General features: G+C 50.4%; 24 protein-coding genes. 6 read left to right on the forward strand and 18 right to left on the reverse strand.

Features of this window, described 5'->3' with window-relative positions; all coding sequences use genetic code 11:
• Positions 1-11: 11 nt before the first annotated feature.
• From NP589_RS04430 to NP589_RS04440, 3 genes are all read right to left on the reverse strand, one after another.
• Complete coding sequence (locus NP589_RS04430; protein ID WP_256605897.1) at positions 12-680, reverse strand: hypothetical protein; 669 nt, start codon at positions 678-680, stop codon at positions 12-14.
• Entirely contained in the window at positions 677-2023 is a 1347-nt protein-coding gene (locus tag NP589_RS04435; RefSeq protein ID WP_256605898.1) for a hypothetical protein, read from the reverse strand. Before NP589_RS04435 ends, NP589_RS04430 begins: the two co-directional genes overlap by 4 nt.
• A 139-nt stretch (positions 2024-2162) precedes the next feature.
• Entirely contained in the window at positions 2163-2864 is a 702-nt protein-coding gene (locus tag NP589_RS04440; protein ID WP_256605899.1) for a hypothetical protein, read from the reverse strand.
• A 720-nt stretch (positions 2865-3584) separates the two neighbouring features.
• On the opposite strand from NP589_RS04440, the gene ftsH reads away from it, so the two are divergent.
• Complete coding sequence (gene ftsH, locus NP589_RS04445) at positions 3585-5516, forward strand: ATP-dependent zinc metalloprotease FtsH (protein WP_256605900.1); 1932 nt, start codon at positions 3585-3587, stop codon at positions 5514-5516.
• 136 nt (positions 5517-5652) lie between these two features.
• Here the strand turns inward: ftsH and NP589_RS04450 are convergent, their stop codons facing one another.
• The 8 genes from NP589_RS04450 to NP589_RS04485 form a co-directional block, all read right to left on the reverse strand.
• Positions 5653-7080, reverse strand: coding sequence for an alkaline phosphatase D family protein (locus tag NP589_RS04450; RefSeq protein WP_256605901.1), 1428 nt, complete (start codon positions 7078-7080; stop codon positions 5653-5655).
• Positions 7081-7232: 152 nt separating this feature from the next.
• Positions 7233-7700, reverse strand: coding sequence for a M15 family metallopeptidase (locus tag NP589_RS04455; RefSeq protein WP_256605902.1), 468 nt, complete (start codon positions 7698-7700; stop codon positions 7233-7235).
• Positions 7701-7745: 45 nt separating this feature from the next.
• Positions 7746-8072: a hypothetical protein gene (locus NP589_RS04460; RefSeq protein ID WP_256605903.1), complete on the reverse strand. Its 327-nt coding sequence runs from the start codon at positions 8070-8072 to the stop codon at positions 7746-7748.
• A 16-nt stretch (positions 8073-8088) separates the two neighbouring features.
• On the reverse strand, positions 8089-8601 hold the full coding sequence (locus NP589_RS04465) for a lysozyme (protein WP_256605904.1): 513 nt from the start codon (positions 8599-8601) through the stop codon (positions 8089-8091).
• Between the two features lie 154 nt (positions 8602-8755).
• Positions 8756-8968, reverse strand: coding sequence for a hypothetical protein (locus NP589_RS04470; protein WP_256605905.1), 213 nt, complete (start codon positions 8966-8968; stop codon positions 8756-8758).
• On the reverse strand, positions 8968-9702 hold the full coding sequence (locus NP589_RS04475) for a hypothetical protein (protein ID WP_256605906.1): 735 nt from the start codon (positions 9700-9702) through the stop codon (positions 8968-8970). The genes NP589_RS04470 and NP589_RS04475 overlap by 1 nt, the downstream gene beginning before the upstream one ends.
• 24 nt (positions 9703-9726) lie before the next feature.
• Entirely contained in the window at positions 9727-10062 is a 336-nt protein-coding gene (locus tag NP589_RS04480; protein ID WP_256605907.1) for a hypothetical protein, read from the reverse strand.
• 145 nt (positions 10063-10207) lie between these two features.
• Complete coding sequence (locus tag NP589_RS04485; protein ID WP_256605908.1) at positions 10208-10477, reverse strand: hypothetical protein; 270 nt, start codon at positions 10475-10477, stop codon at positions 10208-10210.
• A 171-nt stretch (positions 10478-10648) separates the two neighbouring features.
• Between NP589_RS04485 and NP589_RS04490 the strand changes: the two genes are divergently transcribed.
• Positions 10649-11323 (forward strand): response regulator, encoded by a 675-nt coding sequence (locus NP589_RS04490; RefSeq protein WP_256605909.1) that lies wholly within the window; start codon positions 10649-10651, stop codon positions 11321-11323.
• Positions 11324-11546: 223 nt separating this feature from the next.
• Here the strand turns inward: NP589_RS04490 and NP589_RS04495 are convergent, their stop codons facing one another.
• The 3 genes from NP589_RS04495 to NP589_RS04505 form a co-directional block, all read right to left on the reverse strand.
• Positions 11547-13394, reverse strand: coding sequence for a hybrid sensor histidine kinase/response regulator (locus tag NP589_RS04495; RefSeq protein WP_256605910.1), 1848 nt, complete (start codon positions 13392-13394; stop codon positions 11547-11549).
• A gap of 358 nt (positions 13395-13752) precedes the next feature.
• Positions 13753-15051 (reverse strand): ABC transporter permease, encoded by a 1299-nt coding sequence (locus NP589_RS04500; protein WP_256605911.1) that lies wholly within the window; start codon positions 15049-15051, stop codon positions 13753-13755.
• Positions 15048-15962: an ABC transporter ATP-binding protein gene (locus NP589_RS04505; RefSeq protein WP_256605912.1), complete on the reverse strand. Its 915-nt coding sequence runs from the start codon at positions 15960-15962 to the stop codon at positions 15048-15050. The genes NP589_RS04500 and NP589_RS04505 overlap by 4 nt, the downstream gene beginning before the upstream one ends.
• Before the next feature lie 311 nt (positions 15963-16273).
• Between NP589_RS04505 and NP589_RS04510 the strand changes: the two genes are divergently transcribed.
• Genes NP589_RS04510 through acnB form a run of 3 tightly spaced genes read left to right on the forward strand, consistent with a single transcriptional unit; the run spans position 16274 to position 20502 of the window.
• On the forward strand, positions 16274-17284 hold the full coding sequence (locus tag NP589_RS04510) for an isocitrate/isopropylmalate dehydrogenase family protein (RefSeq protein ID WP_256605913.1): 1011 nt from the start codon (positions 16274-16276) through the stop codon (positions 17282-17284).
• Positions 17285-17306: 22 nt separating this feature from the next.
• A complete protein-coding gene (locus tag NP589_RS04515) occupies positions 17307-17921 on the forward strand; it encodes a Uma2 family endonuclease (RefSeq protein WP_256605914.1) in 615 nt (204 codons plus the stop codon).
• A 22-nt stretch (positions 17922-17943) separates the two neighbouring features.
• Positions 17944-20502: a bifunctional aconitate hydratase 2/2-methylisocitrate dehydratase gene (acnB, locus tag NP589_RS04520; RefSeq protein ID WP_256605915.1), complete on the forward strand. Its 2559-nt coding sequence runs from the start codon at positions 17944-17946 to the stop codon at positions 20500-20502.
• A 149-nt stretch (positions 20503-20651) separates the two neighbouring features.
• Here acnB and NP589_RS04525 read toward each other — a convergent pair whose 3' ends face one another.
• Positions 20652-21026 (reverse strand): DUF2975 domain-containing protein, encoded by a 375-nt coding sequence (locus NP589_RS04525; RefSeq protein WP_256605916.1) that lies wholly within the window; start codon positions 21024-21026, stop codon positions 20652-20654.
• A 433-nt stretch (positions 21027-21459) separates the two neighbouring features.
• Entirely contained in the window at positions 21460-21882 is a 423-nt protein-coding gene (locus NP589_RS04530; RefSeq protein WP_256605917.1) for an HIT domain-containing protein, read from the reverse strand.
• Between the two features lie 206 nt (positions 21883-22088).
• Here NP589_RS04530 and NP589_RS04535 point away from each other — a divergent pair, with 206 nt between their 5' ends.
• Complete coding sequence (locus NP589_RS04535) at positions 22089-23456, forward strand: autotransporter outer membrane beta-barrel domain-containing protein (protein ID WP_256605918.1); 1368 nt, start codon at positions 22089-22091, stop codon at positions 23454-23456.
• 75 nt (positions 23457-23531) lie between these two features.
• Here the strand turns inward: NP589_RS04535 and mepA are convergent, their stop codons facing one another.
• Both mepA and NP589_RS04545 read right to left on the reverse strand, forming a co-directional pair.
• Positions 23532-24389: a penicillin-insensitive murein endopeptidase gene (gene mepA / locus NP589_RS04540; protein ID WP_256605919.1), complete on the reverse strand. Its 858-nt coding sequence runs from the start codon at positions 24387-24389 to the stop codon at positions 23532-23534.
• A gap of 36 nt (positions 24390-24425) precedes the next feature.
• Positions 24426-25562, reverse strand: coding sequence for an acyltransferase family protein (locus NP589_RS04545; protein WP_256605920.1), 1137 nt, complete (start codon positions 25560-25562; stop codon positions 24426-24428).
• Positions 25563-25600: the final 38 nt, after the last annotated feature.

Here is a 25600-nt window from a genome sequence, read left to right on the forward strand (position 1 = left end):
CTGCTAAAGGCTTATGGGCAGCCGGGAATTGACGCTTTGATCCCGGCGATGTCGTTTAACAAGCGCCGATGATGGTCGGCGTAGCGGCTTTGGGCGGCCTGCGCGGCGGCTTGGCTTTCATTTTGTTGTAAGTGCTTCAGCGCCTGGCAACTGCCTGTATCGTTGATTTGAAAACGAATCGCGGCCAGTTCGGCGTTGTGCAGAAAAAAGGTGGCGGCCGGTTTTAAATCGCCGGGGGCTTGCAGAAACTCGCGGGCACAAGTGTGCAGCTTTTGATTGTAAGGCGTGGCGGCAGCGGTGCTGGTTTGTTCGCTACGCAGTAAGCGCAACGACTCGCACCAGTTTTCGAAATACTGGGCACGTTTGCCGACTACGGCCTCGGCGTTGGCCCAGTCGCTTGTCAGGTGAATGCCTTGTTCGAGTTGCTCGGCGGCGCATTGGTAGTTTTTGACGCTGTCGGTGTTTTGTTTGGCTAGCCGGTAACAGGCATCGCCTTTTAACAAATGCAGCTGGTTACAGGCTGCGTCGTCGGCTTTGCAATCAACTTCTGCTGCGGCGATTTCCTGCCAATTGTTTGCAGCGGCAGCTTCTTTAAAGTTTTTCAATTGCCGGGTAGCGCAGCCGGAGACTGACAAAACCGTTATTAGCAAGGGCATGACGATTTTAAAGTTCGGCTTCATGATGCGTGGCCCTCCAGAATTTTGTTGATCATGCCGGCAACCGGCTTGTCCTCGGCTTGCAGCTTTTCCGTCACCACGATCAAACTATCCAGGTCTTTTAATGCATCCTGGTTTTGGTGCAGTTTGTCGACGGCTTGCAACACCGACTCGTAACCGCCGGTGTTACCGAACATGGCCGGGTCACGGGCCAGGATCAAGGATTTCAATTCGCGGTCGGCGGCGGCGCGATGGAATTCGTCCAGGCCTTCTTCAAATTGCGCTAAGGTTTTAAAGCCGCCCAGTTCGGCATATTTTTCGAATAATTCAGCCGAATCGGCATTGCCGATGAAATCGTTAACCGCGTCTTTCAGAAACTTGGGGTTTTCCATGTGCGCCTGGAAAGCGTCACGAAATGACGGACTTTGCCGCAACAACATGAAGCCGGTGTTATCGTCGACCGGTTCCAGCGTCAAACCGGCCGCCGGCGAGAAGGGCATGTGCAAAATCCGGGCTTTCCATTTTTGATAATAAATGCCGGTCAGTTTGACGGTACCGGCCACCACGGCCGCGATCAAGGCCGCCGGCGGCATGAAGGTGCCCAGCGTAGCACCGAAGGTTTTCACCGCGCTGCCGAGGATGTCTGTCAACGGTCCATCCTGTTCCAGCGTGTTTTGCGTGTCGGTGACCGCGTGCAGTGCATCTTCGATTTTGCCTTCGCCCATCAGGCCTTTGGCGACATTCACGCCTTTTTCGACTTTATTCGCCAGATCGACATATTTGCCGCCAATTTCCTTGGGCAGTAGACCGGCTACGCTACGGGCCATGTCGATGCCGGTACTGACGGTTTCCAGCATGGAACCGGTTTTGGATTGTTGTTGCTGACTGACGGCTTCATCGCGTTGGGTCGTGGCTTCGTGGGCTTGCTGCAAGGCGGCGCTTTCCGAATCGCGATTTTGCCCGCGGGCGCCGAAATAAAACCCGATGATGGTGCCGAGGATGCCGCCCAATACGTCCGGAAACTGGTTGTTGGGTAAGGCCAAAAATAGCATCGAAGCGGTGACGATCAACATCGCAATCACGCCGCGTATCGTCCCTTCCGGCAGACCGGCCGGGCTTTGGAAGAACAGCGCGAGTTGCTTTTCGCGGGTGCAGGTTTCCAAAAAGGTTTTTTGCAGATGCCGCAAATACAGTAAAAAGGCCAGTACAACCACCGCCAGGATGCCCAGCGTTATTAAAAAGTGAATGGACAGGGCGATGGGTTTGTCTTCGCCGTTAACGGCCGCGGTTTGCGCGGCAACGGTGAGCGGGAGCAGGCTCAGCCCGGCGTAAACCAGGGCTTTAAGTCGATACGTGGGTTTATGCATAAGTCCGCCTTTTTGGTAACGATCTGGTTGATCGATTAAGGTCTCTAGTTAGGCTTGCCGGGCGGATAATATACCCGCTATATCTGCCGGTCTAGTATTCGTTCTCTGCGACTACGGGCCGGTATTTTCGATCTGCGAATTATTCTATAGCTTCGGTCTCGCATGACTGTTGTACCGGTTTGTTGATACGAATCATCGGCGAAGTCCATATCGGATGTCGGCGTTCCTGGCGGTAATAGGTTTCGTAAAGCGCTTGATAAACCATTTCGGATGCGGCCCACCGTTCCTTGCAAAAACTGGCTAGCATTAATCCTGAAACACCGCCGCAGACCAAGCCCAGTAACATCAACTTTTCAATTAACAATACCAACGTAAAGATCGCCAATATCAAGGTCAAGCTGCGCGCCAGTTTGGATTGAATTTGCAGGGCTTCCACCTTGGCGACCACCGGATTATCGTTGTCCCGGAGCCTATCCAAGGCTTCGTGATATTTACTCAGCAAGGGGTCGTTCGTGGATAAAGCCAGATTTTGCGCGCGCCGGTACCAACTATCCGACTTCAGACGTTTGCGGTCTCGGTATAAATAATCGTAAGTGGTATTGAGTAAGTCGTGCGACAGGCGCTTGACGACGAGGGAGACTGCCAGCGTCAATACCAGAAAAATCAGTGCGCCGGCCGTGCTGGCAGCGAAAGGGTCGGGTAGACGAAGCAGGGCAGGATGAATTTGCTCTCGATAATTAAAAAACACTGCTACCAAAGCAGCGGATGGCAGAGCGATGCCGACTTGTTCGACCGGGTCTGTGAATAACTTGCCGATCAGTTCACTAAGCGGGTTTGACATTTTGTCCCTCCTTCTAAGTTGGGAAAAATGAGTTGCGGGACGCCGTGCGCCCGGGTTGCTTTGACCGTTGGTCATTAAATAGCAAACGCGACGAAACAGCAACTCAATTGATGAGGTGATTATGCCGAAATTCGGTTGTGTAGAGATGTACGAAAATACCGAAGGTTTGGATGCATTCTTCACTTGCTGAATACCAAAAAGTACTTGGATTTAGTAGGACTGACCTTAAATCTATTTTGGGAATGCTTCATTGTTACAGATACCTAAATTCTCGTCGCTCCCGCGAAAGCGGGGGCCTAGGGATAGTTAAAAAACTAGATTTGCAACCGAGGAATGACGAATTTTAAAAACGTTCCTGATTAGCAAACTGCTTCAGCTAATTCAAAGGCACGTCGCGTAAGTCGTCATTTCGGCAGGGATTGCCGAAATCCAGATTGCATGTATAGCTCGAAGCTCTCCATCCGTGGCGCTGGATGCCCGATCTTTTGCTCTGTGGGTATTCCGGCGAGCATGAAGGACTTTTTTGGTTTAGCTGAAGCGTTTTGCTAATCAGGAAAATGTTTCCGGCTCGATACATTTGATTGTGCGATAAAAGCAGGTAAAACTGGAGTACAGTAAATGAACAAAGGAACCTCAAAAAATGCGTTATGCCTGCCTTTGATGGCAAGCCGAAGTAACGGTTTTTGGAGTATCCCGATAACTACAAAAGGGGAGTGCGTCATGATAGACAAGCAAAAACTAACCGAACTTTATCAGGCTTTTGTCAAATTCTTATGCGTGGTTGGGGCCTGGCTTAAATCGACCTGGCAAGCGCAAGCCAAACCTAAACCGGGTGCCGACCAGCCCGACGGCAGCGAGCCGAAGCGTTCGCCGATATGGTTATACGTGCTTTTGGGGATTTTCGTACTGTCGCTATTCGCCGGCGGCGAACGCATCCAGGGCCAGGAAATACCCTATAGCCAGTTTCTTACCCTGGTTAACGACAATAAAGTCGAAAACGCCGTCGTCACTCAGCGTTTCATCAACGGCACATTAAAAGAAGAAGACAAGAAAATCGGCAAGCATTTCTTCACCGTGCCCTTGTGGGACGAGTCGTTGGTTAAAAACCTGCAAGAGCATAAAGTCGAATATGTGGTAAGAAGCGGCGACAACTGGCTGAGTAATTTACTGTTTAACTGGGTGATTCCCGTCGCGATCTTTGCCGGGCTGTGGATGTGGTTGCTGCCGAAAATGACCGGCGGCGCAGGTCGCGGCTTTTTGAACTTGGGTAATAAAATCCGTATCCAGCAGGAAACCTCCAAAACCACCTTCGACGACGTGGCTGGCGCGGAAAGCGCGAAGCAGGAATTGAAGGAAACCATCGAGTTTTTAAAATCCCCGGAAAAACTGCAAAAACTGGGCGGCCGCATGCCTAAAGGCGTGTTGCTAGTCGGCTCGCCGGGTACCGGTAAAACGCTGTTGGCCCGCGCGGTGTCTGGCGAAGCCGGGGTGCCGTTTTTTAACATCAGCGCCTCGGAATTTATCGAACTATTTGTCGGTATCGGCGCGGCGCGGGTGCGGGATTTGTTCGAGCAGGCCCGGCAAAAAGCCCCGTGCATTATCTTCATCGACGAACTGGATGCGATCGGCCGTTCTCGCGGCGGCCCGGCGATCATGGGCGGTAACGACGAGCGCGAGCAAACCCTGAATCAACTGCTCACCGAAATGGACGGCTTCGACGCCACCTCCGGCGTGGTGGTGATGGCCGCGACCAACCGTCCGGAAATCTTGGATAAGGCTTTGCTGCGCGCCGGTCGCTTCGATAGGCAAATCGTCGTCGACAAACCCGACCTGATCGACCGCGTGGCTATTCTGAAACTGCACAGCAAAGCCATGCAATTGGACAAAGACATAGACTTAAACACGGTTGCTAAACGCACCCCCGGTTTCGTTGGCGCCGATTTGTCCAACATCGCCAACGAAGCGGCGATTATGGCCGCGCGCAGCGGCCGCGACACCGTCAACATGGCCGATTTTGAAGCCGCCATCGACAGAGTGATGGCCGGTCCGGAAAAGAAAAACCGTATCCTCGGCCCGGACGAAAAGCGCCGGGTGGCTTATCACGAAGCCGGTCACGCCTTGGTTGCCGAAAACGTGCCGACCGGCCAACCGGTGCATAAAATCTCGATAATTCCGCGTGGCGTCTCCGCTCTGGGTTTTACCTTGCAGCTCCCGGTCGAGGAAAAATACCTGTCTACCGAAAACGAGCTGAAAGACCAGTTGGCTATTCTGCTCGGCGGTCGCGTCGCCGAACAACTGGCGCTGCAAAGCGTCTCCACCGGCGCCCAAAATGATCTTGAAAAAGCCAGCGAAATCGCCCGCAACATGGTCTGCTATTTGGGCATGAGCAAAAAGCTGGGTCCGCAAATCTACGGCCAACGCCAGCAACTGCAATTCCTGCCCGGCGATATGTCCGAACAACGCAACTACAGCGAAGAAACCGCGCGTGTCGTCGATGCGGAAATTAAGGGTTTAATCGAAGACGCCGAACGCCGCGCGCAAAAGATATTGAGCGAGAAACGCGGTTATCTGGATAAGTTGGCTGAGCTGTTGCAAGAGAAAGAGGTGATTCAGCGGGAGGAGATGGTAGCGTTGATTGGCGGTGGGAAGTAACCCCTAGTACTTGGCACCAGTGCTGTAACTAATAGATAGTCTTAAAGTCGACAATCCCTTCTCCCTCCGGGAGAAGGTTAGGATGAGGGTATATAAAACAAACTGCTCTGAGGGAGAGGAAATATTTTGGCAAGCCCTAAAACAAAAACGGTTGGGAATATTGACGAAACAGTTGACCCTTCCGATCAAAAATCTCCGCACTACACCAAGGCCTGCCCTTACCAATGTCTACCGACACTCGGGTAAAGCTCTCGTCGCCAATGAAGCCTTCGCCTTCGTAGCGGTATTCGATGCGGTCGCGGAGTCGGCGGCTACTGTCAGACCACTGCATAAATTCAAGCGTCTTGTCGCCATAAAAGTCGCTTTTGCTTTCGTGCGGGTAGGGCCAATAAAACGGTGATGATACCAGCGAGGTCAACAGAAATTGCTGATCCTGGTAGCAACGCATCCGCGCGAAACTGGAGTTGTGCACGTCGCCGGATAAAAACACCACGTCGCTAATGCCTTCCACTCGGATGAATTCCAGGATCATACTGCGTTCGTCGTCAAAGCCGGCCCATTTGTCCTCGCTGCCTTTGGCCGGCTTTGGGTCGGGGAAGAACGGTACGCTGGATACTACAAATTTCACCGGCGCATTGCGGTGTTGATGTAACCATTCCAAAAACGCATTGAGCTGCTCGCGGCCGAGCATGGTTTTACCTTCGATACTGGTGGCTTCACTAATCCGCAAGGTGCGGGTATCCATTACAAAAAACGGAAAGGGTCCCTTCTCGAAGTGATACCAAAACTGGCCATTGGGCGTGTCCGGGTTATGTAGGTGCTGATATGACGCATAGGCCCGCATCCGCGTCGCGAAAAAACCGCTGTTCTCGTCGCGCATCTGGTTTTTCGACCAGTCGTTACGAATTTCGTGATCGTCCAGGATCATGTAGGTCGGCACGCTGCTCATCAACTCGCGGATATTTGGCAGCTTGAACGACTTGCGATAAATCTCGCATAGCTCGTCGAAATTGGAATATTCGTGCAACTTATTCAACGGATCGGCATACACCTGATCGCCGACCGCCAAGAAGAAATCCAGTGGGTTCTGTTGATGCTGAGTGAAAATGGAACGGAAAGTCTTGTCGCCTTTTTCGGCATCGTTCAAAAACACGTTATCCCAATACAAATAGCGACAGGAACCGAACACAAAATTTAGCGTGGTATCGTCGCTGGGCCGGTGGGTTTTAAAAGTCGTGCCGACTTTTTCGGTGCTATTCACGACTGGTCCCTGCACCAAAACATCGGTAGCCGGCGCTTGTGCGTCACGCTTATAAACCAGCCCGCATTCCAATCGATAAACTGTATCGGCTTTTAAGCCATCGAATTTCACTACTCCGGTAAAATCGTAATAGTCCTTTAAAAAGCAATATTTCGACGCGACCAATTTGGCACCGTCGTACAGATCAAAAGCACCGTAACAAAACTCGCGACTGGCATGATTAGGGCCTTTCGCGCCGCGTATCCAGATTTTTACGGAAGTGTCGGTGGTGTGACCAATGATGGGGCCTAGGGTGATAGACATGCTGTTGCCTTACATTTTTTCGATTGGGACTGAACAGTCGGATATCCCTTCTGGCTCCAACAATTTTGAATTCGGGCCAACACGCAATATTCTAACTGCTCTGAGTGTTCCCAAAGTTTACCGTAGGAAATAGGAAACTCGCAGCGTTACATCTACGGATATTTGGTTTTTGGCAATTCGAAATGTGGGCCATCAATAAACGCTTTTTTCCCGGCTTTCTTCCGTCGAGCAACATAATCTGCTACTAAATCCGCCGGCGAGTCGGTTGTTTCTGTAAATGTAACATCCCAAGCGCCTCCCCAGCGTAACGGAATACCTAACTCGCTGGCGGCGATCCTAACTGCATCGGCAATTTTATAAATAGGTTCCCATTCCCAGCGTAACTTACCGTTTATATATGGCACTAAATCGACAGCATGTCCGGTGATATGTCTGGAATCCAATGTTTGAGATGCGCCCTGTCTGACCAACTCCTTTTGCTCCTCTAAGGTGCGAATACCATCGTGAACAGAAAAGTCTTGTACTGATAGTTCGATGGCTCGTTTTACAACCGCTACTAAATCTGTATGAACACCATCTAATTCTTTTAGCGATTTTTCACCCAATTTGAAACTACCCATTTTGTGGCTCCTTATTAAATCCGCAATTTTTGAAACGGTCATTTCCTATTTGTCAGGGTCATCAATTACATCGGTACCTGTAACGGTATCGTTTTTTGATTCAGTACTGACATCTGATTTGGTTGTTGAGCTTACTGAAGTTTTATCGTCCCATACTGCGCCAAATACATAGGACCCGATTACGCCTCCAGCAAGGAAAAAAGCAGATTCAGCGATTGTTTCCTGTAGTCTATTATCTCCTTTTCCGAAAAGTAGTAAATAAATTATACAAAACGCACAAAATGCGAGAGTCCAATAAATAATTCTTCTACGATGTGTCCAAGATCCGCCAAAATTGCGCGCTACTGCCCCGCCAATATTCAAATTCGACATTTTATTCTCCAATTTTTTAAGAGGCTACGGAATTCCAGAGCTCCGCTTCGGCAGTTCTTCTTCGTTTTAAACCAGCTAATTCTTTACCGCCAGATTTTGTCCAACGTAAAAGTTGAGAGGGTATTTGATTTGGTTCGCCCTGGTTTAATAGTTTCGTCAATGTTGAGTCTCTGAATGCGCCAATTCCAATATTGAATGCGAAGCTGACTAAGGCGCAGAAGCGTGTATCGCTAATCTGAACATGTATTGCGTCTTCAACGCCAGTAGAAAACTTTCTGACATCGTCTTGTAGCAAAATTTCTGCCTCGGCCTTTGTGATGCCATTGGGATAAATTGCACGGGCTATAGGTTTATTAGAAACACCTTTGACCATATTCCCGTTCGAGTCAATTACCACATGTCCCCAGCCAATCGTCCAGTAACCTGCCGGACATAGATAAGCATCTAAATTGACTGTTGATGGATCACCATCAGGTATGCCTTCAAACGATTTAATTAATTCAACTGCTTTGCTTATATCTCTAGCCATTTTTGCTCCTTAATATTTACAAGCGTAGGCCTACTGCTGGCGTCTTGGTTTGGCTTCCGACAAGCGAATACCACTAAAATATTCTTCAATTTTGATACCTCCATTCGCGCTAGATGACTTATTAGTCGTGAATGTATTGTGGTAGGTGGATACTCTATTTTTCTGCTCTAACTTCAAATAAATGATCTGACATGCGACCAAATCTCTGGGCAAAACTAAAGTTGGGTGCGCTCCCTTCTATTTCGTAGTATTTGCACTCGTCATATTGTTTTACTTGAATATTCTTGAAGTCACCTTTGGCGAACCAAGCCTTGGCAATTTCAGCTTCTTCGGTGCTGTCGCACACTATCACATATAGAGTTGTCATTATTTTTCCTTCTGATTGCTTCGTAAAGTGGCTATTTTTTTATATATATCATCAATATCTAGTTCATTTTTTTTTAAAATATCTATGAGTGTTTCAGCGGAATTTATCTTATCTATTTTATTTTCTATGCCAGTCCCAGATAACGCTGGTGCAAGTCTCTCTGTTTTCAGGGTTCCATCAGGAGCTAGGTAATCAATAATTTCCTTGCTTTTGAATTTGACATCGCCATCTTTTTGGATCACTGCTTTCATAGCTGAAGGGCTAACACTATTAACGGCCTTAGCTGCGCTGGAAGCAGTATTTTCGTTAGCTGCAGTAGCTATATACATGGCAACCGCGGCAGGACTATTTACAGCAGCCTTGCCAACCGCGAAGTTTTCTGAAACATTCATATCTAAAAATAAATTTTCAACTCCAGAACTCATTTTAATCCCACTTACTACTTCAGGAGTTATGTCTGCTTGATTTGACCTTTTATCGGTTTGGTCGGGAATGTTTTCATTTTTATCTTCGTTTTTCACTATTTTACCTGTAGGAATTGAATAGTATTGACTCCTGACATAACCAGCCTTAATTTCATATAGTTCTGTTTGAGGGTTTTCCGCAAGGAATAATCCGATACCAGTATTGATGCTGGAAACAATGTTTTCTCTATATACTGTTTGGCAAGCAGACCCTATGGTAAGTATAAAAAAGCAACATAGAAGTTGATTTGATATTTTTAAGTGTCTCATTTTGTATTCCTATTGGATGTATTTTTAATGATTGTGGTCTTTGATGTGTTTTATTTCCAGGCTAAATGGATCCGTCTTAATAGATGTTAAAATATTGATATCTAAACTTGGATCAATTTCCACTCGGTAACTCCTCACCAATCCGAGACTTATACCGTTGTCATATGTTAGGCCTGCCACAGCCAAATCGTTTGCTACCATGCCGTCTATTTTAGCCTCACTGAAATATCCCAAGCCTAATATTAAGTGATGTTTTGTTCCATTTTGGTCGATCCAAGCGCACCCAGTATCCAGAAAAATAAGAACACAGCAATATAATGCCCACCATATATCATTATATTTATGAATTATTTTAAACATAGAAGTTGTTGATTATATAGACACATTGGTATCCATCTCTCCACCTTAGGCAATGACTAAAAAACACTCAGTCATTCCATACAGGATATATTTATGAGGCTCCTTCCGTAGTCATTATCACTCCACGTTATTTCCCTGGAGTTTATTAAAAGCCCCTGCTCGCGAAATATTCGATCAGGCCGCCACCTGCATTGGCGGTGCATGAGCCTAAATCACCTTGATCTTCGATAGGCGAGCACCAAGACCGCAGGTCTACGGAAGCCGGTAATTGTTTGGGCGTGGCTTTTAAGGCTTCCGATTTGCTGAGTATTTTTTGGATCGTATCGCTTTCCGTTTGATAGTCGCGTATATCCGGTAAATCTGGCCGCCAGCCCAAGCTGTATCGATAGTTTCTGGCCATGGTTCGCATACTCATTGAATATTGAAATTCGCTGCTTTGACACCGCTTTTAGCTATGATCGGATTTTGCGGTAACTAACGGCTGTTATCCAGCTGCTTTCCGTACTAGTACAAACGTACTGTCTAATAACCCGGCTGTTTAGAGTTACAATCCAGCATCACGTTATCTTCGGTAAGCAATTAACAGATGAACGTCCTTCTTATAGACGACCACTTCTGCGCCCGCGAGGGTGTTGCGTTTTTGTTGAAACAAATCATTCCGGAATTGCAGGTATTCGAAGCGGAAAACTTTGACGATGGTTTGGCATTGGCAAAGCAAACACCGTTAAATCTGGTGATGCTGGATGTGCAGTTGCCTCGTAAAGATGGGTTGGCGGGTCTGGCGGAATTGAAGGCAGCCTTTCCGGATTTGTGTGTGGTGATGTTTTCCGGGTTGGGCGATAGGGAGTTGGTTTTTCATGCGCTGCGTTTGGGGGCGATGGGGTTTATCGTTAAGACAGTGTCTCGGCAGGTCTTTGTCGATGCGTTGCGAGATGTATTGGCCGGTAAAGTTTATTTGCCGGCATCGGCAGTAGGGCAACAACGTGCAACTAGTTTGGATGTCGGTAGCGTTACAGAGATACCCGAGGTGACCGACTCGGCCAGTTTAGGCCTGACACCGCGCGAGTTTGAAGTGTTGACTTGGTTGGTGCAAGGTATAGGCAATAAGCAGATTGCCCGGCAGTTGGGTATAGAAGAGCAAACGGTGCGCAATCACCTCCGGCCGATTTATCAAAAATTTGGGGTAGCAAAGCGCACTGAGTTGTTGGTGAAGGTGTTTGAGCGGGGGATTGTGTTTGGGAAGCCGGGGGTGGGGAATTGATGGCCACTCATCAATGAAACGCGGTTCGGAAGGGCTCTAGGCTGTGATGTAATCCATCTGTCGGAGCTGAAGCAAGGCTTTAGCCGTTTAAAAAAAGTGCCTGTGGGGCGCGTGAGTGAGAAGGGATTTGTTTAGAAAATCTCCCCTGACCCCTCTTTTTAAAAGAGGGGAATGACATTGCCAAAGCTTAACTTGTCGCCATAGGTTAAAAACCGAGTTTCCATTACCGATTTTCGTCCAAGGATTTGGTGGTCTTCATTGTTCTAGTCATGGCTTCCATGAGCACTTTCGCGCCGGCGGGTTTACGCAGGATGGCAGTGTGTTCCGGTAACAGCATTTTTTCTTGGTCCGAGATGGCGCGGGCAGATAGGATCATGGTCGGCACCGGCCCGCAGGCGGTGTGGACTGCGGCGATGATGTCGTGGGCGGTTTCCCGGTTACCCAGATAAAAGTCGGTGATCAATAAATCCGGGTCTCTATCGTTTTCGACTAGTAACTCTGCGGTTTCCGCCAATGACGACGCTTCATGCACTAGGCAGCCCCAAGCTCTGAGTTGCTTGGCGATGGCTTGTAATACCTCGGCGTCGTCGTCTACTACCATCACAAAGTAGCCGGAGAAGTCGCTGTCTTTATCCAATCCACAGTGAAGAGCCAGTGTCGGCCCGGCAATCGGTAGCTGGAGCTTAAAGTCGCAGCCAAAACGCGAGCCGCATATCAAGTTCAGACTATGTTCCGGTAAACATTTGACGGCGGCGGCGACGTAAGCCAAACCTATGCCCAAGCCGGGTACTTTGTTGTCATTCTGGCGACGCTGATTGCGGACAAATTCCTTGAACACTTCTTCGCGCATTTCCTCGGCAATCCCGGGACCGCTGTCGCAGACATGCAAGGTCAGATGTTGCTTGCCGGTTTTCACTGCTGATACCAATATCCAACCGCTCTCGGTGTATTTGATGGCGTTATCGAGCAAATTGCCGAGGATTTGCCGCAGGACGTTGCTGTCGCTGCATATGTTGTAAGGCTCTTGCCCGCGCAACACTACTTTAAGGCGGATGCCGCGTTTGGCGGCTTGCGGGGCGTATTGATTTTCCAAGCCGGTCAACAGCGTATTCAGATCGATACTAGACGGTTGTGGAATTTGCCGACCGGTTTCCAGGTTGGCTATATCTAACACGTGGTTAAAGGCGGCGTTCAATTCGTCTATCACCATGCCCATGCGATTGAGCATAAACGCCGCGCCATTGCTAGGGGGATTTGTCTGGGCGGTGTCCAATACGGCGGCATAGCAGGCCAAGGCTTGCAGAGGTTGGCGCAGATTGTGGCCCATTTGCTGTAAGAAGCGGGTTTTGTCGTCGGCACTGAGTTGGGCCTTGCGTTTTTCGCGGAAGGATTTGCGGGCGTAAGCCTCCAGTTGGCAGCGGGTGCAGACGCCAAAGATGTTGACGATGCAAAGATTCAGCATAGACGGGATCAAGTCAATCATGCTCAGTCCAAGCCAATAACCGGCCAGCGGCATGGTTAGCGCGGTGCTCCAGCCAAAGCCTATTGTTGCGCGCAGCGACATGAACATTTGCCCGTAACTGAAAAAATACATGGGCAGCAGGGCCGGCCAAGTTTCCGCGTAGTAGCGGGGGTTGCCGTCGTATAACAAGACGGCGATTAAATTGGCTGCGGACAGTCCGGCGCTGAGTTTGGCGATGGTGTTGATTTTGGCTACCGCTTCGACGCAGCCATGTAAATATCTGAATAAACCCACCAGCACCAGGACGATGGGTAGCCTTAACAACGCTTCGGTATTTGAGGTATTGCCAATCTGTAGATCCAGCAGGATGTAGGCCAGGAATGCGGCGGCGCCCAAGCCCAAGGCCCATTTCAGGGGGCTAAGCAACACCAGATAACGTTCTTCCCAAAATTGTCGTTCGGTGTCTTCGTCAAACTGGGGGATAGCAAATAGTTTGATGGGGCTGAGCGACAGCTTGGTATCGAGAAAACGTCCGAGTGGGCGACGGGCGGGTGCCCGAAAGAAAGCCTGGCTGGCAAGATGCTCGATGAATGGATTTGGTTTGCGCATGCCGCGGGTCCCGGTCGCAACCATCGTACTCGGTGCGGCGCAAAGGGCGCATCAGTTTTTCCGATAGCCAAGTTATTGTTGTTTTTGTAGCTTGGCTTTATTTTCTCTATTCTGGCGGGCTTAAGCAAGTTATGTGTGCTAACGCACAGACACGTTCTACATGCTTTAAATATTTCCTGATTAGCATGCTGCTTCAGCTGAGTTCCTCTCGCATCCTCAAAATCGTCATTTCGGCAGGGATTGCCGAAATCCAGGCAGCAGGGATAGCTCGAAGTTTGCCATCTATGGCACTGGATGCCCGCTCATGTGCCCTTTGGGTATCCCGGCGGGCATGACGGACTTTTTTAGCTTATTCTAATCAGGAAATATTTTGCCGCCAGCGTTGATAGAGCAGACGTAAAATCAGTACGCATTGCAAGACGGCAAAGACTAACGCGGCAATTGCCGAATCGGCCCACAGCGGAAAGAATACCGCCGAAATACCCGTCATGCCGATCATGCCAAACAGGCCGGGGAGAATGCCGTACAGCAGTGCGGCGCACAGTAAACTCAGGCTAAACGCGCGTTGCGGGTTTTTGCCGTAGCAAAAGAATAGGTAAATGGCACAATCGCGCAGTACTAATAGCGCGATAGCTAGTGGGTAGGCATGCAGGGAGATGTCCAGCCAGGCAAATCGTTGCTCCTGAAAGCTTAGAAATATTGCAAACGGCAGGCTTAGCGCAAAACTTAATGCGCTCAAGGGTAGTTCCTCGCCCACTCGGCGCCAGTTGGCTTGTCGGTAATAGTCCAGCAAGCGTTTGATACGCATTGGTTCGTGTCGTTCGACGATCACGCCGACGTAAGTCAGCACGCTGCAAACCGCAAAAGCAGCCAGGGAAAAGGAATAGCTGGAGCTGGGAATAAAGCCGCCCAAATAGACAATCAAAAACAGCGTAAAACCCAGCCATGCCCAAGGCAAATTGCGTAACCCCAGGTCTTGTGCCAGCAAGCGATAGTTGCCCATCATGCACCAGAATAAGGCAAAAATTAGGCTTATTTGGTGCAAAGTCTGCGCGTTAATAGTCAAGCTGTACCAGGAATTGCTTTGAAAATTACCGGGCAAATAATTTGCCGTATCGGTTAAATCGGTCAGTGACGGCATGAAAACAATGAAACCCACCAGCACCAAAATTAGTATCGACCCGGTTTTAAGCTGACCGCGTTGCACCGCCAATAAACCCAGTAAAAGACCGGTGCTTTGAACCAGTAATGCCGTGCCAATGGCGTAAAAAAACAGCAAGGGTAGGGAGGCCGGATTGTCGGTAGCTAGTGCATGGACCAACAAACAGATGCCGGCGCAGTACCAGGCCATGCTGGTGCTGCCCAGCAGTTTGCCCCATGTCATTTGCCACGGCCCGAGAGCTGACAGGCGTTGAGTATCCCAGGTGCGGTCGCGGTATTCCTCGACAATGCTATCAAGGCTTTGCCGTGTGCCCCAGAGCAGCGTGATTAGCATGAACAGCGTCAATGCGGCTTGCGCGCTTATGTTACCTAGGCGGTAGTCATCCAGGAAATAGGTTAAGGTAAAGACCGCGCTCAGCACCACAGGCGCACCTACCAGCCGGGCTAGCGAGCATTCCAAAATCAGCTGGCGTTCAAATTCGGGATTCAGATTCATGAGTTATGGCGGATGGTTTGTAGATAAGCGTCTTGCAGATTACTGGTAGCTGGAGCGAATTCGCAGACCGGTAAATTCAGCGAGATGAGGGCTTTCAATATCCGGTGTTGTTGTGCGGCGTCGGCGTCAATTTGCAATAGGGCTTGTTGTTTATCGTCGCTATTCAACACCTTAATCTCAGGTAGAGATTGCAGGAGGCGAAGCAGGTTATCTACCGGCTTTGCCAGCAGTAATTTAAACGGTTTGAGCAAGGATGGTACTTTCACAGCAACTTGCTCGACTATCCGCCCTTGGCGCAGCACCAGCATGTCGGTGCAGTAAGCTTCCAGTTCGGCGAGGATATGCGAGGACACCAGCAGCGTCATACCTTGGGCTTGCAAATCTAGAAACATTTCTGCCACTTCGTGGCGGGCTTCCGGGTCCAGGCCGGAGGCCGGTTCGTCCAGCAACACTACCGGCGGTTTGTGGATGATGGCTTGCGCAATGGCTACCCTTTGCCTCAAGCCGCGCGATAACTCGGCCGGGTTGTTTTCCAATCTATCCTGGATATGCAAACTTCGGCTGACATCGGCTATAGCGGCGGCGCAATCGCCTTCGAAAATGCCCTGGGCGCGAGCCACGTAATGCAGGCATTGGCGTACAGTTAAGCGTTGGTAAAGCCCGAAAAAATCGGATAAGTAGCCGATGATGCGATGACAATCCCGTGGCTGTTCCAACACGTCGATGCCGGAGATATTGATCGCGCCGCTAACCGGCTGATCCAAGGCAGCCATGCAGCGCAGCAGCGTGGTTTTGCCGGCACCGTTAGGGCCGACCAGCGCGGTAATGCTGCCGGCGGCGATTTTGAATGACACATCGTCCAATGCGCGCAGGCCGGGGTATTCGAAAATCAGCTTATCGACGGTGATCATGCTTAGTTTTAATCGGGACTATGGCGAAAATTGATGATACCGCTTTTTTGTTTGTCGGACGCCGATTATCGCCTTGCCGTACTTGGGTATGAATTTTGCTGGATTTATCGGGTGTGTTTGGTTGGGATAGCCCTAGGATGCCAAAAGTTAAGGCCGATTCGCTTGCTGTTTGCCCATGCGGCGGGCTAGGAAACTGTGTATTATTGCTCATTATGTCGGTGCTTTATCGTGAGGGCGAATTGATGCCAATTGCGATACAGCCAAGCGTGCCCAGTGAGTTGTTATTTTTAATTATCAAGTAGGAGAAATGAATGCATAACGTCACGTTGATTAAAGGTGATGGTATTGGCCCTTCGATCATGGACGCCGCCGTGGCAGTGATCAACGCTTCGGGTGCGAAAATTCATTGGCATGAGGCGGATGCCGGCATGTCGGCGTATGAAAGAACCGGTACGCCACTGCCGGATGCCACCATGGAATCCATCGCTCAAACCAGGGTAGCATTTAAAGGGCCGTTGACCACGATGGTTGGGGAAGGTTTTAGAAGCATCAACGTCGAACTGCGCAAACAATACGATCTTTACGCCAACGTGCGTCCAGCAAAAAGCTGGAAGGGTGTAAAAACCCGTTATGACGATGTCGATATTGTCATCGTCCGTGAGAACACCGAAGGCCTCTATGTGGGCTTGGAACATTATCTGACGCCGGCTAAAGACATCGCCGAAAGCTTGGCGGTAGTCACCAAGGCCGGTTCCGAACGCATCGTTGAATATGCCTTTAAATATGCTATCGATAACAATCGTAAGAAAGTTACTGTGTGCCACAAGGCCAATATTTTGAAATACACTCAAGGCTTATTCCTGAGAGCGGCGCGGGAAGTGGCGGCAAAATATCCCGATATCGAGTTCGACGAAAAAATCGTTGATGCGGCTTGTATGCATATGGTGATGAAGCCGGAACAATTCGACGTGGTCGTAACCACCAATATGTTTGGCGACATTTTGTCCGATTTGACCGCCGGTTTGGTCGGCGGTTTGGGCTTGATACCCGGCGCTAACATTGGCGTCGACGCCGCGTTGTTCGAAGCGGTACACGGCAGCGCGCCGGATATCGCCGGCAAAAATATTGCCAACCCTACGGCGGTGATGATGGGGGGAGTGATGATGCTGAATCATTTGGGCGAACATGAAGCGGCTATTCGCATGCAAAACGCAATTGAAAAAGTCGTGAACGGCGGTGTTTATGTAACCCCGGATTTGAACCCGGAAAGCAAATACGGTACCAAGGAAATGGGTCAAGCCATTGTCGATGCGATGGAGTGATTAATAAGCGGAGGAGGCGATTATGAGCGCGCAACCACAGTTTGAGCAAACCTGGATTTCTCTCGAAGACTATCTGGCGGCGGAACTACTGAGCGATACCAAGCACGAGTATGACGACGGTGAACTGGTATCGATGTCTGGAACCAGTAAAAATCACGAGCGCATTAAAGGCAATGTATCTGCCTCTTTGCATATGCACTTGCGAGGCAAACCATGTGAACCGTTCTCCTCCGACGTAAAACTCAAAATCGGTAGCTATTTGTTTTACCCCGATGCCATGGTGGTCTGTAACGACACATCCACCCATGACTATTATGCCGAGGCAGCAGTACTAGTCGTGGAAGTGCTGTCAAAACCCACCCGTCGCCGCGACGAGACGCTCAAACGCCGCTTGTATCAAACTATTCCAACGTTGCAGGAATACGTGCTGATCGAACAAGACATCGTCGACGTCGAAGTCTGCCGGCGTAGCGAGGGCTGGGTCTCCAACCATTATTTTCTTGGCGACGACGTACCCTTCGAATCGGTTGGTTTGAGTATCAGTGTCGCTGATATTTACGCCAGAGTCGATAACGACGATATGCGCACATTTATCGCGGAACAAGCCACCGTCGAAGCCAACTCATCCCAAGCCTAATATCTTTTCACCGGAAATAATCATGCTAGAACAATACCGTAAACACGTAGCCGAACGCGCCGCCGAGGGCGTGGTGCCTAAACCCCTGGATGCCGAGCAGGTTGCGGCATTGGTCGAATTGTTGAAAAATCCGCCTGCGGGAGAGGACGCATTTTTGCTGGATTTACTGGCAAACCGGATTCCGGCCGGCGTCGACGAAGCGGCTTATGTCAAAGCCGGTTTCCTGACAGCCGTGGCGAAAGGCGAAGCGACATCGCCATTGCTGACACCGGAAAATGCCACTGAATTGTTGGGTACGATGCTCGGCGGTTACAACGTCGCGCCGCTGATCGAACTACTAGACAACGCCGCGTTAGCGCCGATTGCCGCGAAAGCGCTGTCGCAAATCCTGCTGATATTCGATGCCTTCCACGATGTGCAAGAAAAAGCCGCAGCCGGCAACGCTTTCGCCAAACAAGTGCTGCAATCCTGGGCCGATGCCGAGTGGTTTACTGCTAAGCCGGAAGTGCCGGAAAAACTGACCGTGACGGTGTTCAAGGTCACCGGCGAAACCAATACCGACGACCTGTCACCCGCGCCGGATGCCTGGTCCAGGCCGGATATTCCATTGCACGCCAAAGCGATGTTGAAAATGCCGCGCGACGGCATCACCAACGCCGAGCAGCAAATTACCGAACTGAAAGCCAAGAGTTTTCCGGTGGCCTACGTCGGTGACGTGGTCGGTACCGGTTCCTCGCGTAAATCCGCTACAAATTCGGTGCTGTGGTTCATGGGTGACGACATTCCGTTTATCCCCAACAAGCGCGGTGGCGGTGTCTGCATCGGCGGCAAGATCGCACCGATTTTCTTCAATACGATGGAAGATTCCGGCGCATTGCCGATCGAATGCGACGTCACCGGCATGGCGATGGGCGATGTGATCGACATTTACCCCTATCAAGGTATCGTCAAACGCCACGGCACGGATGAGGTGGTTTGCGAATTTAAGTTAAAAACCGAAGTTATTTTCGACGAAGTTCGCGCCGGTGGCCGGATTCCGTTGATCATCGGCCGCGGCTTGACCGACCGCGCCCGCCAATTCTTGGGCTTGCCGGCTTCCAAGGTGTTCCGCCGCTTGGGCGTGGCTCATGACAGCGGTAAGGGTTTTACCCTGGCGCAAAAAATCGTCGGTAAAGCTTGCGGCGTCGCCGGTGTTAGGCCGGGCAGTTATTGCGAACCGAAAATGACCACCGTAGGTTCGCAAGACACCACAGGACCGATGACCCGCGACGAATTGAAAGACTTGGCATGCCTGGGTTTCTCGGCCGACTTGGTGATGCAATCCTTCTGCCACACCGCTGCCTATCCGAAACCGGTCGACGTGCAAATGCAGCACACCTTGCCGGACTTTATTATGACGCGTGGCGGAGTGTCACTGCGTCCGGGCGATGGCGTGATTCACTCCTGGCTGAACCGGATGCTGTTGCCCGATACCGTCGGCACCGGCGGCGATTCGCACACCCGCTTCCCGATTGGCATCTCGTTTCCCGCGGGTTCCGGCTTGGTGGCATTCGCGGCCGCGACCGGCGTGATGCCGCTGGATATGCCGGAATCGGTTTTGGTGCGTTTTAAAGGCCAAATGCAGCCCGGTATCACCCTGCGCGACTTGGTTAATGCGATTCCTTATGCCGCATTAAAAAGCGGCTCGTTGACCGTGGCTAAACAAGGTAAGAAAAACGTATTCTCCGGACGTATCTTAGAAATCGAAGGCTTGCCTGATTTAAAAGTCGAGCAAGCGTTTGAATTATCCGATGCCTCGGCCGAACGCTCCGCAGGCGGTTGCACCATCAAGCTCAACGAAGCGCCGATTCGCGAATATCTGAACTCCAATATCACCTTATTGAAATGGATGATCGCCGAAGGCTACGGCGATGTCAGAACCATCCAACGCCGGATCAAAGCGATGCAGGATTGGCTGGCTAATCCGGTATTGATGGAAGCGGATCAGGATGCCGAGTATGCGGAAATCATTGAAATCGATTTGAACGAAATCACCGAGCCATTGCTGGCTTGCCCCAACGATCCGGACGACATCAAGCCCTTGTCGGAAGTGGCCGGCACCAAGATTGACGAGGTGTTCATCGGTTCCTGCATGACTAACATCGGCCACTTCCGCGCCGCCGGTAAATTGCTGGAAAAGGCCGGGGCCTTGCCGACCCGCTTGTGGGTGGCACCACCGACCAAAATGGACCAAAACCAATTGATCGAAGAGGGTTACTACGGTACTTTCGGCAAAGTCGGCGCTCGCACCGAAATGCCCGGATGTTCGTTATGCATGGGCAACCAGGCGCGGGTAGCGGAAGGTTCGACCGTGGTATCGACATCGACCCGTAACTTCCCCAACCGTTTAGGTAATGGCGCCAATGTCTATCTGTCTTCCGCGGAATTAGCGGCAGTGTGTTCATTATTGGGCAAGATTCCGACAGTTGCCGAGTATATGCAATATGCCGCCAGCATCGAACAAACCAGCGCGGATACCTACCGTTATCTTAACTTCGATCAAATCGACAGTTATCAGGATAAGGCCAAGGAAGTAGCTTAGCCCCGCGGCATTTTAGGCATCTTGCCGGAGCAGGCGGTAACTCAGTTTCAGCTGGGCTTCCGCACTGCTCCAGGCAGACAATACTTAAATATTTTTTTGAGGAAACGGTAAAGCCGATGGATTACCGGACAAAGTCGGTTTTCCCAAACTTACAGGCTATCGATGATCTCCAGGCAGCGTTGAAAAGCGCTGCGGACGATGAAGAAGGTCATTGCAATAGGATAGGATAGATAGTGCTCCGGTAATGCCAGACACACTAGTACCAAGCCAGCCACGACGCAAGTGTCGAAGCGGGACAAATATTTTTGCAAATAACGCAAGGATTCTTGCGATTCCCAATCAAACTGCGGACTTTTGTTAATTAAACCCAGCAGCATCCAACCGCTGAGCAAGGCAAAATAGACCGGAAACACGCTGAATTGAGGCGAGCCGTCGCTGAATTGGGGACTCCAGTAACCGTACCAAGTCCATAAGCCAGCGGTCGCAAAGCCGTCGTGCCATACTTTGCTGGGTGCAAATTTCAAACAACCGCTCAACAGGAACAGTAACGCAAGGCCGGCCCCGGAAACCCATACGGCCTCTATATTGAGTAAGGGTAAAAATGTATTTTGGGTTAGGGTGAGGGTACTTAATATTAAACAGCAGATGATGAAAATAGGCATGGTAGTAACAATGGCTTTTGAAGTTTTACACAGTCTGCCCTGATTTCGACGCATTCCCGCTCACGCTGGAGCTATGCGAATTTTCGGAAAATCTATCCTTATTTTGCGACCGTTTATCGATTGTGACGTGCTTTTATAGTGAGCGTCAATCACATAAAAACTAGGTTATTTCAGCTTATCGCTGCGCTATTATCTAGCTAAAGTACTTCCACGAGGATTTATTAACGCCTTGTGTTTAATGTTAGCCGTTGCGACACGCGAAGTAATCAGTAACGTAAAACATTAAATTTGATTATCAATTGATTAAATACTGGCTCAACGCCGAGCGGAGCTGGGTCATTCGTTGTTCCGGCTGGTCGCCCGCATAGGGCAGGCTGGCAAACTTTCCCCATACCGGCGCCGGCCAGGCTTTATCGGTTTGATAGCGCACCACATGATGCAGATGCAATTGCGGTACTAGATTGCCGATTGCGGCAATATTGAGCTTGTCGGGGCGATAAATGTCTGCAAGTGCCTCGGCAAGTAGACAAGACTCGGCTTGCAGAGCCTGTCTATCCGCCTGATCAAGCTGATAAATTTCTCTAATATTATGGCGCCTGGGTACCAGGATGAACCAGGGATACTGGCTATCATTCATCATTAACAATTCAGACAGGCTAAAACTCCCCACCTTGAAACAATCTTGCGCGAGTTGCTGATGAAGTAAGAAATCCGGCATGGCTATCTCAACTGAAGAATAAAGTTTCATTGTAACTATTTAGCTATCAGCGATGCCGACTTTCACGCTCACTTATTATCTTTCAGCTGCTGCAATTTCGCAGTAAGTATGTAGGTATTTTCGTTATCGTCTATGCTAAGAGCAAATTACCGGCCTGATATTTCGGTTTTTAAAGCACATAAACATTTTCATGGGGGGGAGAAATAATGATGACGATGCAAAATAAGACCGGAGTAATATCCGGCCATAGCTACCCGCTGGTACCGTTAAAACTCGGCGCGCTGCTGATAGGTTTCAGCTTTTCGGCTGCCACGGCAGCCGTATCGCCTATTGAGGGATTACTGCAAAATACCAACGGCATCAATTCCAGCCAGAGCAATATGGCTAATGTGATTGAAATTGCCTGTCCAGGCGGACGGGGGATTAACTCGGACGATTTTCAGAATCGCTGCGATGCGGTAGTGGGTTCCGCTCTTAACCAATCAATACCGCAGACATTTAACGCGCTACAACAAACCTCGCCTGAGCAGATACCTTCGCAAGGCGTTTCGGCTACGCGTACTTCTTTCAACGCGATTGCCGGACGCATGTCCGCGTTGCGAGCCGGTGCTCGCGGCTTTCAGGTTGCCGGCTTGGGTAGCGGTGCGGTGCCGATCAATTTGGCTTCACTGGCAAACCCGCTAGGCGGCGCCGCTGGCGATAGTGGCGGCGTTTGGGACCGGTTGGGCGGGTTCGTCAACGGCAATTACAACACCGGTAATGTCGATACTGATGTCAATCAACTGGGTTATAACTTAAATAGCGGCAGTATTAATGCCGGGATAGACTATCGGTTTGGTAGCGATTTGATCGTGGGGGCTGCGTTTACCTATACGCGCACCGAGTCCAGTTTCGACCGCAATGGTGGTACCTTGGATAGCGATGCTTACACCGGCGCGCTTTATAGTACCTACTACGCAACGGATAACTTGTATTTTGACGGTGTGGCGACCATGGGCGCCATCGATTATGCGTCGGTGCGGCACATCCAATACACGGTACCCAGTGAAACTGTGAATACGCTTGCCAAAGCTGCGCCTACCGGGAACCAATACTCGGTTAGCGTGGGCAGCGGCTATAACTTTGCGGTAAAACAATGGCTGTTTAATCCTTACGTAAAAGCCAATTACATCAAACTCGATGTCGACGGGTTTAGTGAATCAGGCGGCAGCGGCTGGGGCATGGCATTTGCCGATCAGGGCGTCGAGTCGGTCACCACCACAGTCGGCAATCAGATTTCGTATGCGGTTAGTACGGCATGGGGTGTGTTTACGCCCAATGTGCGCGGCGAATGGCATCATCAATATAAAGACGGCAGCCGCAATATTGCGGTACGCTTTTTAGGTGATAACAGCAGCGGTTTAGCCTTTAATACGGTGACTAACGCGCCGGACCGCAATTATTTTACGGTAGGTACGGGCGTATCGGGCACCTTTGCGCAAGGTTTTAGCGCGTTCTTGAACTACGACGCGCTAGTTGGATACCGGGACGTGGAAAGTCATTTATTTACAATGGGTGCTCGCCTGGAGTTTTAGCGCAACAAGACGAGACAGGCTTGAGGGAAGATCAGTCTGACCCGTTTCTGTAAAACCAGGTTCACCCTTGTAAATTTAGGGTCGGCGCAATAGCTGTTCGCATAATGCCGGTAACGGCGGTGGCGGCAGCGGTACGTTTTTTGACGGTGCTTTAGCTTCCGCGGAAAACCACCAAGCCAGGCTGGCGTCGCAACCGTCTCCAGCAGGCAATGGGTCTTGCGAGTCGCAATGCGGGTTATGCGGCGGGCATTTCAAGCGCACATGAAAATGATCGTCGTGTTTCCACCATGGGCGAATCTTGCGCAACCATTCACTGGCGCCGGCGCTTTTGTTTTTGCATAGCTCTTGTTTAATACTGGCATTGACGAAAATCCGGTCAACCTCCGGTTGGCGTGCGGCTGCTTCCAATACCTTTGCCAGATCCTGCGACCAATGCCGGTAATCGATAATGTCGTTTTGCATGTCCACGACAGACGGCGCGCTCCAGGTTTCGCGTTCGTTAGCCGTTAGTTGCCGACTACTGGCTTGTTCCGACAGTAAAAACCAAATATCCACATCCAGGCCGGACTGATGGCTGCGATGTCCGCTTAAGGTCGGGCCACCGCGCGGCTGGCCCAAGTCGCCAATCAACAACGAACCTAGTTTTTGTTCAGCACTAAATTGGCCTAGGTGCTGAATAAAGTCGATTAAATTAGGGTGCCCGTAATAGCGGTGCCGAGACAAGCGCATGACTTGATAGCCCTGGCCGTCCAGCGGCAAGGTAGCCGCGCCGCTGATACAGCCGCTGGTGTAGGTGCCGATGCTTTGGCTGGATTCTTGGGACGGTGTGGTGATCTTTGCCCAGTCGTGAGCAGTTGAGCCGGCCGTAACCTCGAAGCTAACGCTGAAAGCGGCAACGCTTAATAATAGTGTTGAAAGGGTAACAAGGCGCATGATGAAGTGGCTAGGAAATGGAGTGACTGGTTGGGATTATAACGTTGGCTTGCCGATGGCGGCTATTGCATCGGTCACGCGCCGCCCCAAGCGCATGCTGGGTATTTCCAACCAGTGATAGAACAACAAGGAAACGCCTTGTACGCAAGCGATTGTAATAAGCCAGCCGCCAAACCAAAGCGCCAACCGGTTTCCGGTAAATCCTTCCAGAAATTTTAAGACAAGCGGCGTCAGACAAATCAGGATAGCCATGTGGCTGAGATAAGCGCTGTAAGACACTTTGCCGATTTGCCTTAGCACCGGCTGCGACAGCAACCTTTGTGCATCTTTAGAACCTAATACGAACATCAAAATCAAGCCGGCGCCCAGACCGGAACCCAGCCAAATGGCTTTATCGCCAAATATCTCGGACGGTACAAATGTGGCGCAGGTATAAAATGCTAAGCCCGTTAGTAACAGCAAACGGCGTTGCCAGCGCCGACCTGATAAATAATGGGTTAGGTCGGTATAGTGTCTGGCAATGGTCATGCCCAATAGAAAATGCAGCAAAAAAATCGACACGCCTAACAAACTGGTTGCCAGCAAACCGAAAAATACCAGCCAAGAAGTGCCGCGTCCGGCCAGTAATAGGCCCACTGGCAGTAGCAAAGACAGCACCAGTTCGATACTTAAAGTCCACGCTTGCGGCAGCAGCACGATCAAGGCGGGCAATTTCAATAAAAAGCTTTCGCGCAGCATATCGGAAGGGGTAAGTGGAAATTTATGCCACATGCCGGTTATCCAATCAGTGGCAGGCAGGCTGGTCCTGAGTATCTCACTGTCGAAGGTGTTCACGAATAGGCCGGTGCTGATCAGCAAAACCAGTAAATACGGCAGCCAGATCCGGAACATCCGATTGATCAGGAAGCGGGCCAAATGAAATTCGCTAAGATCCGGTATATGTCCCGCGCGAAAATAGCGCAAAGACAGCACCACGCCGCTAAGTACGAAAAACATAGAAACCGCCGCCGAGCCGTCCCACCAAATGTGTAGCGGTGAGAAATCCAGCAATTGCTGACAGAGCGGCGTTTCGCAGGGCAGGCCGTAGGCGATAACAAAATGTTCGCTGATAACGGTCAAGGCCGCCAGACCACGAATAGTGTCCAGGTAACTGATATGAGTTTTAGGCGCCACGGGCTGAGTTTTTTATTAGAGTAGGGGATAAGGGCTGG

It is taken from the genome of Methylomonas rosea, from assembly GCF_024505055.1.
Classification (GTDB): domain Bacteria; phylum Pseudomonadota; class Gammaproteobacteria; order Methylococcales; family Methylomonadaceae; genus Methylomonas; species Methylomonas rosea.